Genomic DNA, 17,329 nt, shown 5'->3' with positions numbered 1-17,329 from the left:
CACCCTCGGTGAATGGGCTATGTTCTTCCTCAGTCTCTGTATGGTCGGCCTGGCAAGGCGGCGGAATTTTCTACGCTGAGAAACTAGGCTAGGGCGTGTTCACACTAAATTCACCCCCGCGTGAGGTTCTGGCGAGCCGCAATCAAGGCGCAAACCGCAGCCGGGTTGGACACCCGGCGAGGGTTTGCGCGGCCGGCGTCGGCAACGCCGAGTGCGGTTTGCCAGAGCCTCACCCTTCGGGCCGGGGCTTGCCGGGCCGCATTGCCGCGTTGCGCCTCTTGCCAAGGATCGCTACCTTGGCGGCACGGCGCGCCTTGCACTGCAGCCGGGCAAACCCCGGCGCGGGGGCGAATTTAGTGTGAACACGCCCTAGTAGTGAATCCTTCTGGAGAAGGCTTGGCCGTCTCCAGCTGGAATGAGTAGATGATTGATGGCTCAGTGCTCTTCAGCGGGAAGATTTGGCACGGCGCGAGTGCGTAGAACGGTGGCCGCCATTGCGCTGGAGATGACCAGTGCCATACCGGCCCAGCCCATAAGAGGGATGCTGTCGCCAAAGAGTATCAAGCCATAGAGAGCGGCGAACACGATGCTGGTGTACTGCAGATTTGCCACCACGATGGCGGGGCCGCGCGTGTACGCCCGCGTCATGCATAGTTGGCCTAAGGCCGCCAAAATGCCCATGGGTAGCAGCCACAAGGCTTCCACGCGAGCCAGATTGCTCGCACCCTGAATCAGCATACCAGCCGCCCCGGCCACGGCGCCACCAAGAGAGAAGTAAAACACTGTGCGAGTTTCAGACTCTCCCACGCGTCCGAGCGCAGCTACCTGAATGTAGGCCATGGCGCCTAACAAGCCGGATAACATCCCCACCAAGCCGGCAAAAAGTTGATCTTGATCCAGCGTGGGGCGCAGCAGCATGATCACACCAGCGAACGCGGTCAGCACGGTCAGAACCAAAGGACCTTGGCGACGAATCTCCGTCAGGCGTCCCATGACAAAGGTGCCAGCGATCAGGAAAGTGGCCACCCACACGCCGCTCATATAGTTGAGCGTCATGGCTGTTGCCAACGGCAAGTGGGCCAGCGCGTAGAACGAGGCTGCCATGGCTGTGACACCCATGACGTTGCGCCATATATGCATCATGGGAACGGTAGTGCGCAGCGATATCTTGCGCGAGCGCGCCAGAATGGCCATGAAAACAAGCCCGATCACGCCTCTGTAAAACACGTTCTCCAGCGTGCTGAAATGGGGCGAGGCAAATTTAACGCAGACACTCATGCTGGCAAAAAAGAACGAGCCAGCGATCATCCAGACGGCATGCATGAGCGTATTCCAGGAAAAAGCGCACGTCCAGAACGTGCGCGAAGGGAGTGGCTGACGGGTGATTGACCTCGAGAGAGATCAGGTAGTGAGCTTCGCTCCCATGGCGCGCCTATACCATTCATGAAAGTGCTGCATGCCGTCTTCCATGGGGCTTTGATAGGGGCCAACCTCGTTGTCACCGCGCATAAAGAGGGCTTTGCGGCCAGCATCCATGCGCTCCGCGATCTCATCGTCTTCAATGCACGTTTCCATGTAGGCGGCGCGCTGTGCTTCTACGAACTCGCGCTCGAAGGCGGCGATATCCTCTGGGTAGTAAAACTCCACCATGTTCAATGTCTTGTCTACGCTGATGGGGTGCAGCGTGGACACAGTGAGAACGTGCGGGTACCACTCCACCATGATGTGGGGGTAGTAGGTTAACCAGATGGCCCCATGAGAGGGCATTTTGCCCTCTCGGTATTTGAGCAACTCACGGTGCCAGCGCTCATAAGCAGGGCTGCCGGGCTTGCTCAGCTGGCCAGCTACACCTACGGTTTGTACCGAATATTCGCGCCCAAATTCCCACTGCAGATCATCACAGGTGACGAACTGTCCCAGGCCAGGGTGGAAAGGGCCGACGTGGTAGTCCTCGAGGTAGACCTCAATAAAGGTCTTCCAGTTGTAATTGCACTCGTGCAATTCCACGTGATCAAGCACGTAGCCGTCAAAGGAGAGCGCCTGGCGCGGGCCCATGCCAGCGAGGTCCGCGGTGATGTCGCGACCGTTGTCCTCAAACAGCAGGCCGTTCCATTCCCGCAACTTGTAGTTATTCAAGTTCAGGCAGGGGTCGTTCTGGAAATGCGGCGCTCCCAGCAGTTCCCCTTTTGGGGAATAGGTCCAGCGGTGCACCGGGCATACGATGTTGCCGCCCGCATGTCCCTTGCCTTGGCTTTGCAGAGAGCCGCGGCCCTTGAGCATGATGGCCTGGCGATGGCGGCAGACGTTGGAGACCAGTTCCACGCCACCATTGGCGTTGCGAACCAGGGCGCGGCCTTCCGCTTCTTGCGGCAGGGCAAAGTAATCGCCCGCATGCGGAACGGCAAGTTCGTGGCCCACGTAGCGAGGGCCTTGCTGGAAGATGAGTTCTACCTCACGCTGAAACAGCGCCTGGTTGAAATAACTGGAGACGGGAAGTTGGCTTGCCGCCTGCTGGAATTGAAGACTCAAATCAGACATGGTGTTCCGATCTAGACTCCCCCTATTAAGGGGCAGGAAGAAAGCGCTTGAGCATCCGAAGAGCGTGGGCGCATGACGATCCCCAAGCTTCAATCCTGCGTCAGACATTGGAGTAAACCAACAACTCTTCAGAATTAGCGAAGGGAACTTTCGATTGTAACCCAAGCCGGCCTACGCTAGAGCTTGCACCGCCGCCGGACTGCAATGCAGCTCTGGGGCCTGTGTCCAGACCGGGTGGGCGATGGCTCTTTCCGGGCTTATAGCTGCGGACTTGCACGGTCTGCTGCCTTGGGCCCCTGAAGCTTCGCCACCCATGACATTGGCCTGCCTCGCACTTCCCGTTAGGATTTGGAACAATCTTAGAGTGCATGAGACCTAAAATAGCAGATTGCCCCCTTATCCTTCGATGCCAAAAAATTCAAACGTCAGCGGAAGTCCGCCCGAACCCGCCAGCTACGGCGAAGCGGTGCAGCAGCTCGAACAACTCATTACCGGGTTGGAGTCTGGGCAATTGCCGCTAGAAGATCTGCTGGCCCACTATCAGCAGGGTACAGCCTTGCTCTCCTACTGCCGCGATCGGCTGCAAGCGGTAGAAGACCAGGTGCGGTTACTGGAAGATGGGGTGCTCAAGGCATGGACTCCGGAATGACGTTCTCATCGCTTGATTTCGATACCTGGGTGGGGAGTCAGTTGGCCCTGGTGGAGCAGGCACTGTCGCAGTGGGTCTCCGCTGATGCGCCAGCCGGTTTGGGTGAGTCCATGCGCTATGCCGTGCTTGATGGCGGCAAGCGGCTGCGGCCGCTGCTGGTGCTTGCGGCGTGTGAGGCGGCGGGTGGTCATGGGCCGGCCGCGCTTCGAGCGGCTTGTGCAGTGGAATTGATCCACGCCTATTCCCTTGTGCACGATGACATGCCGTGCATGGACAACGATGTACTGCGTCGTGGCAAACCCACCGTGCACGTGCAGTTTGGCGAGGCGCTTGCCTTGCTCGCCGGTGATGCCTTGCAAGCATTGGCGTTCGAGCTTCTCACCCCGAACGATGGTTCTGTTCCGCCCGCCATGCAGGCTGATTTATGTCGCCTTTTGGCGGGGGCGGCCGGGGGCAATGGCATGGCCGGGGGGCAGGCCATTGATCTGGCGAGTGTGGGCCACGCACTTTCGGAGCCGGAGTTGCGAGCCATGCACAAGCTCAAGACGGGCCGGTTGCTGCAAGCCAGCGTACTCATGGGCGTGGCTTGTGCGCGCCAACCCATCCCGCCGGCGGCGCAAGCAGCACTGGCCGAGTACGGCGGCGCCATAGGCCTAGCGTTTCAGGTGGTGGACGATATTCTCGATGTCACGGCGGACTCGTCGGTGCTTGGCAAGACCGCCGGTAAAGACGCTGCTGCTGAAAAACCGACCTACGTATCACTCATGGGACTCGCCAACTCAGAGGCGCTGGCCGATGAATTGTTGGTCCAAGCGCAGCGTGCGTTACTGGAAAGCGGCTTGCCCGGCGTTTCTCGGCTACGCTCTTTGGCAGAGTTGGTGGTAAAACGGAAGAAATGAGCCTCTTGCCGAGGCGCTTTGCGCCTTTCCCCATGGAGCCGCGCGGTTTGCGACTATTTCACAGTCGCTCCGTGGCCCCACCCAAATGGCCTGCTTCATGGCCATTTGCAGGGTCTGTGCGACACAATGAATCACAAACATGAGTTACCCGCTTCTCGATACCATCCATAGCCCGGCCGATTTGAGGCGTATTCCGCGCGGGCAATTGAAAAGTGTGGCCGACGAGGTGCGCGACTGCGTGTTGCAGAGCGTGTCCCGCACAGGCGGACATCTCAGCTCCAACCTCGGCACTGTAGAGCTTACGGTGGCGTTGCACTACGTCTTCAATACACCCGATGACCGGTTGGTGTGGGATGTAGGTCACCAGACCTACCCCCACAAAATCCTGACCGGCCGGCGCGGTCGCCTGCCTACGCTGCGCCAGTTGGGCGGGCTTTCGGGGTTTCCTCAGCGCGCTGAAAGCGAATACGACACCTTTGGAACAGCCCATTCTTCCACCAGCATCTCTGCTGCTTTGGGCATGGCCTTGGCAGCGCGGCAGAAGGGTGAAGACCGGCACGCGGTGGCCATCATCGGCGATGGCGCCATGACCGCTGGCATGGCCTTCGAAGCGCTGAATAACGCGGGGGTTGAGAACTGCAAATTGCTGGTGGTGTTGAATGACAACGATATGTCCATCAGCCCCCCAGTGGGCGCACTTAACCGGTACCTGGCTCAGTTGATGAGTGGGCAGTTCTATGCGGCCGCCAAGAACGTGGGCAAGAATGTTCTTAAAGTAGCGCCGCCGCTGTTTGAATTGGCACGCCGCCTGGAGCAGCAAGCCAAGGGCATGGTGGTGCCCGCCACTTTGTTCGAGAAGTTTGGCTTCAACTATGTCGGCCCTATAGATGGGCACGATCTTGAATCACTCATCCCGACGCTGGAAAACATCCGACAACTCGAAGGCCCGCAGTTTCTGCACGTGGTCACCAAGAAAGGCCACGGTTACAAGCTGGCTGAGGCAGATCCGGTGGCCTACCATGGTCCAGGAAAATTTGATCCAGCCGTAGGTCTGGTTCACCCCGCGACGCAGCCCAAGCAGACCTTTACACAGGTGTTTGGGCAGTGGCTGTGTGATATGGCCGAAAAAGATAAGCGTCTGGTCGGGATCACACCTGCCATGCGCGAGGGCTCTGGCATGGTGGAGTTTCACCGCCGGTTTCCGGATCGCTATTACGACGTGGGCATTGCTGAGCAGCATGCCGTAACGTTCGCAGCGGGGCTTGCGTGCGAGGGGCTCAAGCCAGTGGTGGCGATTTACTCCACCTTTCTGCAGCGCGCCTATGACCAACTGATTCACGATGTCGCGATCCAGAAATTGCCGGTGGTTTTCGCGCTCGATCGCGCAGGCCTTGTTGGCGCAGACGGCGCCACGCATGCAGGCAACTACGATATTGCCTACCTTCGTACCGTCCCGAACGTCAGCCTGGCCTGCCCAGCTGACGAGCGCGAATGCCGGCAACTGCTGACAACCGCCTACGAACAAGATCACCCCGTCGCGGTACGTTATCCGCGCGGTGCGGGCGTAGGTGTTCAACCTTTGCCGAGCCTCGATTCGCTGCCCCTGGGTAAGGGCGAGATACGGCGTGAAGGTGCCAGGGTTGCCATATTGGCCTTTGGCAGCCTGCTGTATCCAGCACTGGAAGCCGCGGAGCGACTGGGCGCCACAGTGGTCAATATGCGCTGGGTCAAACCGCTGGATACCGAACTGCTCAATCAGGTTGCGGCGAACCACGATGCATTGGTCACAGTGGAAGAGGGCGCTGTCATGGGCGGCGCTGGTAGCGCTGTGGGCGAAGCTCTACAGGCAGCAGGTGTTGTAAAACCGTTACTCCAGTTGGGGTTGCCCGACATATTTATTGAGCACGGGGACCCAGTCAAACTGTTGTCCCTGCAAGGCCTCGACGCCAAGGGCATTGAGGCTTCAGTGCGTACCCGCTTCGGCGACCTGCTGGCTGCCCCTGCGCCCTCGTTGAAGTCGGTCGCCTAAGCCACTCTCCTATCGGTTCAACGTCGTACCGTTCTCGGTATGAACAAGCATCCGAAGCCCTAGGGAACCTCTGCAAACCCTCACACCGCAGCCGGCCACCCCAACCCTCTCCCGCCTGCGGGAGAGCGAGTAACAGCCAGAAGGCCGCAGAGCAGGCCATACGAGGGTAGCCGCGGAGCTGGCTTTGCCAGGCCGCTGGCTGCGTCCCCCTCAGGGGGAAGGCGCGTAAGCGACTCAGGGGGAGCTCTATCTAGCAGGTGAATCCCTAATGGCTGTTGTCCATAGGCGCACCTACACTGTAATTCTCAAAAATTTGTTACTTTTCGCCCAAAGAGGAGATTATTCAAAATGGATCGTCGTTCACTGATCGCAAAATCCAGTGTTGCCGGGTTGGCAGGCTTGCTCGCTGCGTGCGGCAAGACTGAGGCTCCCGCCCCCGCTGCGGCGCCTGCTGCAGCTCCTGCAGCGCCAGCCGCACCAGCAGTTCAAACTGGTCAAACCATTCGCTGGCGCCTGGCTTCCAGCTTTCCCAAATCGCTAGACACTATTTACGGTACCGCTGAGGTCTTCTCGAAAAAGGTCAGCGACATGACCGGCGGCAAGTTTCAGATTTCTGTACATGCCGGTGGCGAACTGATGCCCGCATTCGGCGTGGTGGATGGAGTGGAAAAAGCGTCCGTCGAAATGGCCCATACGGCGCCTTACTATTTCTACGGCAAGGACCCTACTTTCTGCCTGGGTTGCGCAATTCCTTTCGGTTTCAACTCACGTCAAATGACCTCGTGGATGTATGAGGGCAATGGCCTCAAGCTGATGCGCGAGTTCTATGCCAAGTACAACATCGTCAATCTGCCAGGCGGGAACACCGGCGCGCAGATGGGTGGTTGGTTCCGCAAGGAAGTGAAGTCCGTGGCGGACCTTAAGGGCCTTAAATTCCGTACCAACCCCTTCGCCGGTAAGGTGCTTGAGCCTTTTGGCGTGATTCCGCAGTCGATCCCAGGTGCGGATCTGTATCCAGCGCTTGAAAAAGGCACTATCGACGCGTTGGAGTGGGTGGGTCCTTACGATGACCAGAAGCTGGGCTTCAACAAGATTGCTCCCTTCTACTACTACCCCGGTTGGTGGGAAGGTGGTCCTCAGCTGGATTTCTACATCAACAGCAAGGCCTGGGAAGGTCTGTCATCGGAATACAAGGCTGTGGTTGAGGCTGCTGCTTCGCATGCCCATATCACCTTGCAGGCAAGGTACGATGCCAAGAACCCCATCGCGATCAAAGAACTGGTTGGTGCTGGCACTAAGCTGAGGGGTTTCACCCCTGATGTGATGAGCGCCGCTTTTAAATCCGCACAGCAGATTTATAGCGATCTGAACAACAGCAACCCAGAGTGGAAGAAAATCTACCCTGATTACTCCAAATTCCTGGCTGATTCGAACGTATGGTTCCGCTACGCCGAGGGTGGATTCGACCGCTTCATGCAGATGCAAAAACTCTAAGAACAAGAAGCCTTCAGGGCTTCTGTTCTCTCACACCGCCGGCTTAGCGCCGGCGGTTTTTTTTGCCCGCCCCAAAGATGAAAACGCTACCCCCTCGGGGGGCAGCGGACTACGCAAAGCTGGGGAGCGTGGGGCCCCTATTTCACTAGCCACTAGCCGATAAACCTTTGTGGCTTAGTCCTTGCGGGCCATAAAAGCGCTAGGAGTGGCTACTTGTTCAGCGAAGTTGGAAAGCAGGCGGGCATCGGCGGAGTGAAACCAGAGCGTGGTTCCGTTGCGTCGGCGGACCAATAATCGGGGCGCCATGATGCGCTCCAGCCATGGCAGGTGAACCAGCTTCAATTGCGCGACGTCATTCGTGCGCACACGCTTATTCCAGATCCAGGTCTGAGACAGTTCCCCCTCATGCAGGCGGGTGCGGCTGCGGACAATCCACCAGCCCACCCACAGCATCATCACTGCTGCTGCGCCCCACAATACCAAGCCGCTTGTAGTCCAGTCTGCATCGCGGAACCTGGGCCACATCCAGATGGACCAGACCACCAGATCGAACATGATCACCGCGGCAACGATGCGCAGAAATTTCGGGAAGGCCGGACTTTCAGCCGGGGCCTCATCAGGGGTTGAATGATCTATAGGCGAGTCTGGCAGCGTCATGGCTTTTCGGCCGGCTCTGCTGCCGAAGCTGGCTCACCGGGTGTGTCGAACGGGTTCTCCATATTGGGCGGCGTGTCTCCACCGGGTTGTTGCATCTCTTCGGGCATTTCAAGCGTGACCTTGTTGATGTCCACAACCACTTTCTTATCCAGAAAAACGGTGACCGTTTGCGGGACGAATATCACAATCACCACCAACAGCAATTGCATGAACACCCACGGGATGGCTCCGAGATAGATGTCTCGCGATTCCACCTTACGAGGCAGTACCTTGTTCTTGAAGAGAGTGTCTGCAATGCCTCTAAGGTAGAACAAGGCAAAGCCGAATGGCGGATGCATGAAAGAGGTCTGCATGTTCACGCACAGCAACACACCGAACCAGACCATGTCGATGCCCAGCTTGGCCGCCACGGGGCCCAGCATAGGCAAGATGATGAAGGCGATTTCAAAGAAATCCAGGAAGAACGCCAGGAAGAAGACGAACAGGTTGACGACAAGCAAGAAGCCGATCTGGCCACCGGGAAGACCTGTGAGCATGTGCTCAATCCAGACGGCGCCGTCTACACCCTGGAATACCAAGGAAAACACCCGCGATCCGATCAAAATGAAGACCACCATAGCGGTCATGCGCATGGTGCCTTCCATGGCTCCGCGCAGCAACTCCCAATTCAACCGCCTATGAACTGCGGCCAAAATCAGGGAGCCCACCGCGCCCATGGCGCCCGCTTCAGTCGGTGTGGCAATAGCGTGGCTTTGGAACGGCAAGCCGCCCATGCTGCCCAGCACCGCGAAGATGAGGATCGCAGATGGGATGATGCCGCGTAGGCACTTGCCCCACAGCGCCCAGCCATGAAGAGTTCGCGCTTCGGGCGGGAGAGCCGGTACGTAATCTGGCCGTATGCGTGTGACCAGGAACGTATACGCGGCAAAGATCAGCACTTGCAAGATCGAAGGACCCCAGGCGCCTTTGTACATTTGGCCTACGTCCGTACCCAATTGGTCGGCCATCACGATCAGCACCAGGGATGGCGGCACCAATTGCGTAATGGTTCCGGAGGCGGCCAACACGCCCGTGGCGTAGCGCATGTTGTAGCCGTAGCGCATCATGATGGGCAGCGAAATCATCGCCATCGCGATCACCTGGCCAGCCACGGTACCCGTAATGGCGCCCAGAATGAAACCTACGATGATGACTGAGTAGCCCAAGCCCCCACGGGCAGGGCCAAACAACTGGCCCATGGAATCAAGCATGTCCTCTGCCAGGCCGCACTTCTCCAGTATGGCGCCCATCAGGGTGAAAAATGGGATGGCAAGAAGGGTTTCGTTAGAAAGAATGCCAAAAACGTTGAGCGGCAGGTTGGCCATGAAGTTGGCCGGAAACCAGCCCATTTCGATGGCGAAGAAGCCGGAAAACAGGCCTAGGGCAGCCAATGAAAACGCGACTGGAAACCCTATCAGCATGATCACCACTAGTCCGGCGAACATGATCGGGGCGAAATTCTCCATATGCATGGTGATGCTCGTTCGTTTTTGTTGTGTGAGGGGGCGGGGAGAAGGGCTTACTGCACCGGCTTTTCGTAGTGCGTTTCCATCGTGATCAGGCCCCGTAAATAGGCGACCCGCTTGATGATTTCGGCCACTCCTTGCAGGAACATGGTGCCAAAGCCTATGGGCATGAGAATGGCTGCAGGCCAGCGTATCAAGCCTCCAATGTTGCCTGAGCGCTCACCGGTCTGGTACATATTCCAGAAGAAGGGGGCCGTGAGCCAGAACATCAGGGCCATCACGGGCAAGAGGAAAAAGATCAACCCGAACAGATCCACATAGACTGGACCATTGCGCTTGAGCTTGCCGTAGAGGATGTCCACGCGCACATGCTCGTTGTACTTGAGAACGATGGGCGCACCCAGCATCACAGTGGCAGCGAACAAATACCACTGGATTTCAAGCCAGGCATTGGAGCTGAGGTCCAGCCCGTAGCGTGTGATCGCGTTACCTGCTGAAATAAGCGCGGCAGCCAGCACGGCCCAGGCGGCGAACCGGCTAAGGCGTGAGGAAATCCAATCAACTAAATAGGCGAACTTGAGCAGAATTTGCATACGGTCATACTCGAAACATGAAGGCAATGAGGGCAGGTATGCCGTGGTTGCGCCGAATTTTGAGCTCTAAAGCATGCTAGAAGTCTCTGCGGGGAGATTTTGAGCAAGCTCTTGGAGCGCCAGACGATGTCTGCAATTGTAGTGAGCCTGTTTGGAGGCTTGGCAGGGGGTCATCCCTGATGTCCTGACCACACGCTCAGAGCGAATCTGCCCTAGTTCAGAACCGCCACCGCCTTGATCTGTGCGAAAACAGTCTGTCCAACCGCGAGATGAAGGATGTCGGCCGATTTGCGGGTAACACGTGCCAGCAAGGTCGTACCACCAGCATCCAGGGTGACGAGCGCTTGTGCGGAGCCGTCGGGCGTAATTGCGCGGACGGTGGCGGGCAATACGTTGAGGACACTGGTGTCATGCGCTGGTGTCAGCGCGAGGCTGACATCACGTGCCAGTACGCGCACGCGCAGGCGGGCGCCGATAGGGCGTGGCCGACTATCGGCTGCATGAACGCATTGCAGCATGCCACCAGTAAAACGAATTTGCAGAAGATCCCATGCAATGTCCAGGCCGGTGACTTCCCCCTCAATCACCGCGCTGGCGTTATCGCCATGCGCCAACGGCAGGTCAAGCCTTGTGAGGAGCTCGGAGGTGGCGCCGGTGGCTTGAACGCGGCCATTGCTCAACAAGACCAAGTGCGTGGCCAGGCGAGCAACCTCGTCCAGTGAATGGCTGACATAGAGGATGGGGAGCGCCAGCTCGCGTTGCAGCCTCTCGAAGTAGGGCAACAACTCCGCTTTTCGGGCTGCATCGAGTGCTGCCAACGGCTCATCCATCAGGAGCAGGCGCGGGCTGGTGGCAAGTGCACGGGCGATCGCCACGCGCTGCCGTTCGCCTCCCGATAGTTGGGCTGGTCGGCGAGACAGAAGATGACCAATTCCCAACAGTTCAATGGCCTGATCGAGTGCGATGCGGCGTTCACCGGCGGGCACGCGCTTTAATCCAAAATCCAGGTTGCCTTGCACCGAAAGATGTGAAAAAAGGCTGGCTTCCTGGAATACATAACCCAAAGGGCGTTGATGGGTAGGCAGCCAAGTGTTTGCATCGTCGTCCTGCCAGGTATCGCCGCTGACCTTGATCCGCCCCGGGTTCGGGCGTTCCAGGCCGGCTACGGCGCGCAGCAGGGTAGTCTTGCCGCAACCAGAGGGGCCGAAGAAGGCTGTCACACCATGGCCGGGGAGTGCTAAATCAACATCCAGCGTGAAGGCCTCTGCAGCAACGCCGAAGCTCACGCGAGCTTGAATTTCCAAAGGGTGTGCCGTCTGGGGCGCAGCGGCGTAACTCATGCTCGCTGCCTTTGCTGTGGTTGTACCCAGTGCAAGGCCAGCAGCACTATGAACGAGAACACGAGCATGCCCCCTGCCAGCCAGTGCGCCTGGGTGTATTCCAGGCCCTCCACATGGTCGTAGATTTGCACTGAGATCACACGAGTCTTGTCAGGAATGTTCCCACCGATCATCAAGACCACGCCGAATTCGCCAAGTGTGTGCGCGAAGCCCATGACGGCTCCGGTCAGGTAGCCAGGACGCGCCAGGGGTAAGGCCACATGCCAAAAGCGGTCCAGCGGGCCGGCGCGTAGCGTGGCAGCTGCTTCGAGTGGCCGGTCGCCGAAGGATTCGAAGGCGTTGATGAGCGGCTGCACCACGAACGGCAGTGAATACACCATGGAGCCTAACAGCAGGCCCCAGAAGGTAAAGGAGAGCAGGCCCCAACCCAGTGCCTGGGTTAGTTGGCCCAAGGGGCCATTGCTCCCCAGTCCCACCAGGAGGTAAAAACCCAAGACTGAAGGTGGTAACACCAACGGCAGCGCCACCAGGGAGCGCACCGGCAAACGCCAGCGCGAGCGCCCCCGTGCGATCCACCAGGCCAAAGGGGTGCCGACCACCAGCAAAATTGCTGTTGTCAGAATCGACAGCTCAATAGAAAGCCGAATGGCGGCGATGCTGGTGGAGTCAAGCATGCGCCTGATGATGCCTCACCTGAATATCTCTCCCCGGTCCTCTGTTCTTTTGATAACGCTTTATTTCACCTCGTAGCCGTAGCTTCGAATGAAATCTTTGGTGCGTGGAGAGCGCAGAAGCTCCATCCAGGCCTTGGCTGCGGGATTGGCGGCTGCGCGCTTGAGGATGACAGCGTCTTGCACGATAGGGGCGTGATACTTCGCAGGCACAACCCACACTGAGCCGTTTTTCAGTTTTCCGCCGTCAAGCACTTGCGCCAGTGCCACGAAGCCCAACTCCGCGTTGCCGGTGGCGATGAAGTTATAAGTCTGGCCTATGCTTTCGCCGGTAACCAGTTTGGGCTGTAGCGCTGCTGTGAGGCCCAACTTTTCCATCGTTTCAACGGCAGCCGCGCCGTAAGGGGCTAGCTTGGGGTTGGCGATTGCGATCTTGTTGAACTGGCCGTTCTTGAGCACAGCACCCTCACCATCCACGAAACCAGTCTTGGACGACCAAAGCGCTAGTTGACCAATGGCGTAAGTAAAGCGGGAGCCCGCGACCGTGTCACCTTCTTTCTCAAGCCTGCCTGGGCGCTCGTCATCGGCAGCCAGGAAAACGTCAAAGGGTGCGCCGTTCTTGATCTGGGTGTAGAAAGCACCAGTGGCTCCAAAGGACAGCTTGGCCTCATGCCCGGTCGTTTTGGCGAAAATCTCGGCCAGTGCTTTTGCCGGAGCGGTGAAGTTGGCTGCCACGGCGACCTGAACGGACTCTGCGTGGGCGAAAGCGGAGAAGGCCAGCGCGGCGCTCAAGGTAAGCAGGCGGCGGAGATGGGATCGCATGTTGACTCCTCAGACAGATAGATGGGTAAGCGATACGAATAACGTGACCTGGGTAATCGCTATTCAATGTTGGAATAGCGAGTGTAATCGACCAATCATTTGGAAAACGGATCTGAAAACCGGGGGTTGTTCAACGCCGAGGTGTCCGTCAGCGTCTTGAGAAAAGCCACGAGGTCGGATTTGTCTTGTTCAGTAATCTGTATCTTGTTGATCAGAGGGTCCTTGTAGGGGTTGGCACGACCATCGCCAGCGTACGGACCATTGCCTACCTCGCGGCCACCAGCCGCGTGGATGTCGAGCACGGCTTCCAGCGTGGCGGCACTGCCGTCGTGGAGATAGGGCGCTGTCAGTTCGATGTTGCGCAAGCTCGGAGGACGAAATTTCCCCATGTCTTCGAGGCGCTTTGTGAACTCGAACAAGCCGCGGTTCGGTTCAGGATAGGCGCCCGTGCCGCCCATGTTGAACAGACCAATGTTGTAGAACGTCGCTGAGCCGCTGATTCCATTTGTGGCAGCGAAGGCACCACCCCCTAGATTGGGGCCAGCATGGCATTGCGCGCACAGCGCACGTTCTCCGAAAAACAGCTGTTGTCCGCGTTGCTCTGTGGCGCTGAGTGAGCTTGTGCCGGCGCGCGCTTGATCGTAGCGGCTGTTGGCAGAAATGATGGTGCGCTCAAATGCGGCGATGGCCTTGATGACATTGTCCCAATGAATGGGAGTGGACTCTTTCGCGAAGGCGGCGGCAAAGCGCGCCGGATACTGCGAATCGTCCTTCAAGCGCTGCAGCACTTGTTCCCGATTGGAATCGTTGATACCCAATTCGATGGGGCTGGTATTGAAGACTGGCCCGTGCATTTGTGCTTCAAGCGTACGAGGCGCGGGATTCGCCCAGTCCAGGGTGAGGTTGTAGGCCACGTTGATCAAGCCCGGCGAGTTCCTGGGGTGGTTTTGGCTGGTGGCGCCGCGACCCAGGGCGCGATTGTCAGAAAACGCCAGGTTCGAGGCGTGGCAACCAGCACATGAGAGGGTGCCGTTGACAGATAGACGGGGCTCATGAAATAGATGGCGACCCAGCTCGACCTTGGCCTCGCTCATGGGGTTGTTTTCTGGCACGACTGGTGGAGAAAATCCCTCCGGCAAAGACCACGCCCAGGTGTCAGGCACTGGTGCCGGCGGTGCCTCGGCAGAGGAACCGCCACCACAAGCGGAGCAGGCGGCGGCCAGAATCAGTGTCAAGGCTGTGGTGGCAGGGAGGGTGAGGAAGGAGAACTGCATCGTGGATCCTGATGACTCGTTTTTGTACCGTTATTCAATAATAGAATAGCGAATCGATATTCAACCACAACCCGAGGGAGACGGAAATTGAACACAATGGCTTTTAATTCGATGGAACGGAGAGGTTCCTTGAGCCGCTTCGCGCGTGTCTTGCTTGGTGGCGCTATGGCCGCGGTGCTTTCGCTTACCGCGTGTGGCGGCGACGATGACGTTGATCGTGGCCCAACCACCATTTCCATCAACGCAAAGCTCAACGGCTTGTACTGGGATTCCACAGAATCCAAGCTCTATCTCACAGACGATGGCACCAACACCCTCAAGGTCTGGGATGGTGATAAAACTTTCAGCACGTTTGCAACTTTGCCGACCGCACCTACCAGCGGGGCAACGCTAGGTCAGTTGACACGTGGCACCGATGGCACGCTCTACACAACTCGCTTTGGTTTTGGTACGGATGGCACAGTGGTCGCAGTACCCAAGTCAGGTGCGCCATTCAATGTGAGTGGGCTGGATGCGCTGCGCAGGCGCATTGGCATCACCACCGCGCCTGACGGCGCACTGGTGGATGGATGGTTCATCAGAGGTGGTACGGGCAGCGTCAGCCAACTGGCGGTGAGTGCTGGGCAGGGGACTGAGAAAGAACTGGTCACGGGTCTGGGCAAACCCGTAGGGCTGGCAGTCGTTGGGGACAGGCTCATCGTGTCAGACCAGAATACCGCGAGGATCGGCGTGTATTCGCTGTCTGCTGCTCGGGCGAAAGCGGTCACGGCCGAGAGCGGCCAGACTCTGGCTACGTTCACCACTTTGGACGGCCTGGACCTGATGGCGGCCGGCCCGGATGGCACCGTCTACGTGGGCGGAAGCGGCGGCAAGCTCTATCAGATTGGCGCAAACGGTGCCATGAAAGTGCTGGCAACTGGTTGGCCTGGAATCCGCGGCATCGCTGTGGACAGTAAAAACAGCCGGCTGTTCGCTGCCGTGGTGGGTGCTCAGACTGGAGATCCTTCTTCGATCCGGATCGTGCCGCTGGATTGACTGCAAAGAAGCAGCTAAGCACCTCGCCCTCCAGGAATTTCTTGTGGGGGCGCTTTCGCTCGTGTTCTTGTCATTAGTCAATGCAAAATACGACGCATGAAAACCAAGCCACTATCTGCTTTCTCACTGGGTTATGCCCGCGCTGACAAGCGCATTGAGATCCTGCACCTGGTGGGTCTGCACGGATCCATTTCTCAGGCTTCTCGCTCAGCGGGCGTTAGCTACAAAGCGGCTTGGCAGGCCGTTCATACGCTCACCAACCTGGCTGGCGAGCCCTTGGTGGACAGCAGCGTCGGTGGATCCGGTGGCGGTGGCGCGCGGCTGACACCCGCTGGAGCGCGTTTACTGGAAGCAGCAGGGCAGATGGATGCCGCGCGTCGCGATGTGCTGGACCGAATCAATTCGCCTTCAATTGGCGTGTTGACAGGCCCGCGTACCAGCATGCGCAACCATTTGCCTTGCGTGGTGGCGCGGCTGGAGAGCGCCGGAGCTCGCGATCCAATGGTGCGCGCCGTAGTAGCGTTACCGGGAGGCCATGAGCTGACCTCATTCGTGACGCGTGAAAGCATTGAGCTTTTGGAGCTAAAGCCAGGGCAGCCCATATTGGCGCTGTGCAAGGCAACGGCGGTCCGTATTGAGCCTGGTGATTCTGATGTCCCTGATGCCTCCGGTGAGTCCGGTAATTGCCTGCCGGGCAGGGTACTGCGAGTTGCTCGCGGCACCAGTACAGATGAGTTGGTGTTGACGTTGGCGTCTGGGCAGCAGTTGGTCGGGTTTGCAGCGCGCCCCAATCGATTGCGTGCGGGCAGTAAAGCGCAGGCGCATGTAGAGGGGAGTGCCGTGGTGCTGGCACTTGCCTGATACTTTATGCACCATGAATCTGTCAATTTTTGATTTGAAGGAGTTTTGCTATGAAAACGAGTGCACGTAATCAGTTCGATGGAACCGTCACCGGGGTGAAGCCTGGAGCTGTCAATGACGAGGTGGAGATCACGACCCCTAGCGGCTTGAAGGTCGTCGCCGTTCTCACACACGAAAGCGTAGTGAACTTGGGGCTGGAGCCAGGGAAGGCGGCGTTCGCCTTGGTGAAGGCCTCGTCGGTCATCGTCGTCACCGACGAGGCGGGCGCCCGCTTTTCCACCCGCAATCGCTTCTCTGGTACCTTGACTCAAGTACAACAAGGTGCCGTCAATGCCGAAGTGGTGATCGATCTGCCTGGTGGCTCCCGCGTCGCGGCCATCGTGACACAAGAAAGTGCGAACAGGCTGGGCCTCGTACCAGGCCAGCCAGCCACGGCGCTTTTCAAAGCATCCAGCGTGATCGTGGGCGTGCCGGGCTGATCTCTCGGTTGGCTCAAGCTCTATAGCGGTCAACAGTGCCAGCTCGCCCTGTCGTCGCAGGCTCAGGGTGTTACCTCGCAATGATCAGGTACGCTGATCTGATTCCGGCAATGGTCATCAGCAGCGATCCAACCAGGTGCAGGGCCACAGTGCCCAGGGCTTGTGGGTAGCGTTGCTGCATTAGCATGTCGACCACCTCAGCGCTGAAGCTGGAAAACGTGGTTAGTGCGCCTAGAAATCCCGTGATCAGTGCCAGACGCCAAACTGGATCCAGTTCCGGGTGATGGTGAAAAACCGCCACGCAGATGCCGATCAGATAACCACCAATCAGGTTGGCCGCCAAGGTGCCCCAGGGCATCCAGGCGCCAGGCTGGTTCATCCAGATTCCAAGCTGCCAACGCGCTAGAGACCCCACGCAGGCTCCAAGGCAGATGGCGATGACGGCATGCATGAGGTGTATCCGTTTCTGGAGTGCGATCAAAG

18 protein-coding genes are annotated in these 17,329 nt (G+C 58.4%); 8 read left to right on the top strand and 10 right to left on the bottom strand.

Annotation, left to right across the window (positions count from 1 at the left end; translation table 11 throughout):
* Positions 1–79 (top strand): IPTL-CTERM sorting domain-containing protein (locus G518_RS41535; RefSeq protein ID WP_156909369.1); only part of this gene is annotated, 79 nt, incomplete at its 5' end.
* 356 nt (positions 80–435) lie between these two features.
* Here the strand turns inward: G518_RS41535 and G518_RS0112175 are convergent.
* Both G518_RS0112175 and G518_RS0112170 read right to left on the bottom strand, forming a co-directional pair.
* A complete protein-coding gene (locus G518_RS0112175; RefSeq protein ID WP_028602781.1) occupies positions 436–1,323 on the bottom strand; it encodes a DMT family transporter in 888 nt (295 codons plus the stop codon).
* A 78-nt stretch (positions 1,324–1,401) separates the two neighbouring features.
* Positions 1,402–2,538: an aromatic ring-hydroxylating oxygenase subunit alpha gene (locus G518_RS0112170; RefSeq protein WP_028602780.1), complete on the bottom strand. Its 1,137-nt coding sequence runs from the start codon at positions 2,536–2,538 to the stop codon at positions 1,402–1,404.
* Positions 2,539–2,944: 406 nt separating this feature from the next.
* Here G518_RS0112170 and xseB point away from each other — a divergent pair, with 406 nt between their 5' ends.
* The 4 genes from xseB to G518_RS0112150 all read left to right on the top strand — a co-directional run bounded on the left by xseB (position 2,945) and on the right by G518_RS0112150 (position 7,609).
* Positions 2,945–3,187, top strand: a complete 243-nt coding sequence (gene xseB, locus G518_RS0112165) for an exodeoxyribonuclease VII small subunit (RefSeq protein WP_028602779.1) — start codon at positions 2,945–2,947, stop codon at positions 3,185–3,187.
* The gene (locus G518_RS0112160) at positions 3,184–4,086 is read left to right on the top strand and encodes a polyprenyl synthetase family protein (RefSeq protein WP_028602778.1); all 903 of its coding nucleotides are present in this window, start codon (positions 3,184–3,186) and stop codon (positions 4,084–4,086) included. The genes xseB and G518_RS0112160 overlap by 4 nt, the downstream gene beginning before the upstream one ends.
* A gap of 139 nt (positions 4,087–4,225) precedes the next feature.
* Positions 4,226–6,115 carry a 1-deoxy-D-xylulose-5-phosphate synthase gene (gene dxs, locus G518_RS0112155; protein ID WP_425414284.1) on the top strand — a complete coding sequence of 630 codons (1,890 nt, stop codon included), beginning with the start codon at positions 4,226–4,228 and terminating at the stop codon, positions 6,113–6,115.
* Positions 6,116–6,463: 348 nt separating this feature from the next.
* Positions 6,464–7,609, top strand: coding sequence for a TRAP transporter substrate-binding protein (locus G518_RS0112150; protein WP_028602776.1), 1,146 nt, complete (start codon positions 6,464–6,466; stop codon positions 7,607–7,609).
* Positions 7,610–7,783: 174 nt separating this feature from the next.
* Here G518_RS0112150 and G518_RS0112145 read toward each other — a convergent pair whose 3' ends face one another.
* From G518_RS0112145 to G518_RS0112115, 7 genes are all read right to left on the bottom strand, one after another.
* The gene (locus tag G518_RS0112145; protein ID WP_051236491.1) at positions 7,784–8,266 is read right to left on the bottom strand and encodes a hypothetical protein; all 483 of its coding nucleotides are present in this window, start codon (positions 8,264–8,266) and stop codon (positions 7,784–7,786) included.
* Positions 8,263–9,777: a TRAP transporter large permease gene (locus G518_RS0112140; RefSeq protein ID WP_028602774.1), complete on the bottom strand. Its 1,515-nt coding sequence runs from the start codon at positions 9,775–9,777 to the stop codon at positions 8,263–8,265. The genes G518_RS0112145 and G518_RS0112140 overlap by 4 nt, the downstream gene beginning before the upstream one ends.
* Positions 9,778–9,824: 47 nt before the next feature.
* The gene (locus tag G518_RS0112135) at positions 9,825–10,364 is read right to left on the bottom strand and encodes a TRAP transporter small permease subunit (protein WP_028602773.1); all 540 of its coding nucleotides are present in this window, start codon (positions 10,362–10,364) and stop codon (positions 9,825–9,827) included.
* A 212-nt stretch (positions 10,365–10,576) separates the two neighbouring features.
* Positions 10,577–11,704 carry a molybdenum ABC transporter ATP-binding protein gene (modC, locus tag G518_RS0112130; RefSeq protein WP_051236489.1) on the bottom strand — a complete coding sequence of 376 codons (1,128 nt, stop codon included), beginning with the start codon at positions 11,702–11,704 and terminating at the stop codon, positions 10,577–10,579.
* Positions 11,701–12,378, bottom strand: a complete 678-nt coding sequence (modB, locus tag G518_RS0112125) for a molybdate ABC transporter permease subunit (RefSeq protein ID WP_028602771.1) — start codon at positions 12,376–12,378, stop codon at positions 11,701–11,703. The genes modC and modB overlap by 4 nt, the downstream gene beginning before the upstream one ends.
* Before the next feature lie 60 nt (positions 12,379–12,438).
* A complete protein-coding gene (gene modA / locus G518_RS0112120; RefSeq protein ID WP_028602770.1) occupies positions 12,439–13,197 on the bottom strand; it encodes a molybdate ABC transporter substrate-binding protein in 759 nt (252 codons plus the stop codon).
* 95 nt (positions 13,198–13,292) lie between these two features.
* A complete protein-coding gene (locus G518_RS0112115; RefSeq protein ID WP_028602769.1) occupies positions 13,293–14,471 on the bottom strand; it encodes a methanobactin export MATE transporter MbnM in 1,179 nt (392 codons plus the stop codon).
* 129 nt (positions 14,472–14,600) lie between these two features.
* Between G518_RS0112115 and G518_RS34870 the strand changes: the two genes are divergently transcribed.
* The 3 genes from G518_RS34870 to G518_RS34865 all read left to right on the top strand — a co-directional run bounded on the left by G518_RS34870 (position 14,601) and on the right by G518_RS34865 (position 16,846).
* On the top strand, positions 14,601–15,506 hold the full coding sequence (locus tag G518_RS34870) for an NHL repeat-containing protein (protein ID WP_156909363.1): 906 nt from the start codon (positions 14,601–14,603) through the stop codon (positions 15,504–15,506).
* 96 nt (positions 15,507–15,602) lie between these two features.
* Entirely contained in the window at positions 15,603–16,367 is a 765-nt protein-coding gene (locus G518_RS0112105; RefSeq protein WP_028602768.1) for a TOBE domain-containing protein, read from the top strand.
* Between the two features lie 50 nt (positions 16,368–16,417).
* Entirely contained in the window at positions 16,418–16,846 is a 429-nt protein-coding gene (locus tag G518_RS34865) for a TOBE domain-containing protein (RefSeq protein ID WP_051236486.1), read from the top strand.
* A 70-nt stretch (positions 16,847–16,916) separates the two neighbouring features.
* Here G518_RS34865 and crcB read toward each other — a convergent pair whose 3' ends face one another.
* Positions 16,917–17,297: a fluoride efflux transporter CrcB gene (gene crcB / locus G518_RS0112095; RefSeq protein ID WP_036594400.1), complete on the bottom strand. Its 381-nt coding sequence runs from the start codon at positions 17,295–17,297 to the stop codon at positions 16,917–16,919.
* Positions 17,298–17,329 lie beyond the last annotated feature (32 nt).

Origin of the sequence: Ottowia thiooxydans DSM 14619 (genome assembly GCF_000422885.1) — a bacterium.
GTDB lineage: Bacteria > Pseudomonadota > Gammaproteobacteria > Burkholderiales > Burkholderiaceae_C > Ottowia > Ottowia thiooxydans.
Note: the sequence above shows the minus strand (reverse complement) of the source record. Positions and strands in the feature narration are given on the sequence as shown.

What these genes read in the sequence shown, in the direction of transcription:
- G518_RS0112175 (WP_028602781.1), bottom strand. Translation starts at nt 1,323, where the DNA reads ATGCATGCCGTCTGGATGATCGCTGGCTCGTTCTTTTTTGCCAGCATG.
- G518_RS0112170 (WP_028602780.1), bottom strand. Translation starts at nt 2,538, where the DNA reads ATGTCTGATTTGAGTCTTCAATTCCAGCAGGCGGCAAGCCAACTTCCC.
- xseB (WP_028602779.1), top strand. Translation starts at nt 2,945, where the DNA reads ATGCCAAAAAATTCAAACGTCAGCGGAAGTCCGCCCGAACCCGCCAGC.
- G518_RS0112160 (WP_028602778.1), top strand. Translation starts at nt 3,184, where the DNA reads ATGACGTTCTCATCGCTTGATTTCGATACCTGGGTGGGGAGTCAGTTG.
- dxs (WP_425414284.1), top strand. Translation starts at nt 4,226, where the DNA reads ATGAGTTACCCGCTTCTCGATACCATCCATAGCCCGGCCGATTTGAGG.
- G518_RS0112150 (WP_028602776.1), top strand. Translation starts at nt 6,464, where the DNA reads ATGGATCGTCGTTCACTGATCGCAAAATCCAGTGTTGCCGGGTTGGCA.
- G518_RS0112145 (WP_051236491.1), bottom strand. Translation starts at nt 8,266, where the DNA reads ATGACGCTGCCAGACTCGCCTATAGATCATTCAACCCCTGATGAGGCC.
- G518_RS0112140 (WP_028602774.1), bottom strand. Translation starts at nt 9,777, where the DNA reads ATGCATATGGAGAATTTCGCCCCGATCATGTTCGCCGGACTAGTGGTG.
- G518_RS0112135 (WP_028602773.1), bottom strand. Translation starts at nt 10,364, where the DNA reads ATGCAAATTCTGCTCAAGTTCGCCTATTTAGTTGATTGGATTTCCTCA.
- modC (WP_051236489.1), bottom strand. Translation starts at nt 11,704, where the DNA reads ATGAGTTACGCCGCTGCGCCCCAGACGGCACACCCTTTGGAAATTCAA.
- modB (WP_028602771.1), bottom strand. Translation starts at nt 12,378, where the DNA reads ATGCTTGACTCCACCAGCATCGCCGCCATTCGGCTTTCTATTGAGCTG.
- modA (WP_028602770.1), bottom strand. Translation starts at nt 13,197, where the DNA reads ATGCGATCCCATCTCCGCCGCCTGCTTACCTTGAGCGCCGCGCTGGCC.
- G518_RS0112115 (WP_028602769.1), bottom strand. Translation starts at nt 14,471, where the DNA reads ATGCAGTTCTCCTTCCTCACCCTCCCTGCCACCACAGCCTTGACACTG.
- G518_RS0112105 (WP_028602768.1), top strand. Translation starts at nt 15,603, where the DNA reads ATGAAAACCAAGCCACTATCTGCTTTCTCACTGGGTTATGCCCGCGCT.
- G518_RS34865 (WP_051236486.1), top strand. Translation starts at nt 16,418, where the DNA reads ATGAAAACGAGTGCACGTAATCAGTTCGATGGAACCGTCACCGGGGTG.
- crcB (WP_036594400.1), bottom strand. Translation starts at nt 17,297, where the DNA reads ATGCATGCCGTCATCGCCATCTGCCTTGGAGCCTGCGTGGGGTCTCTA.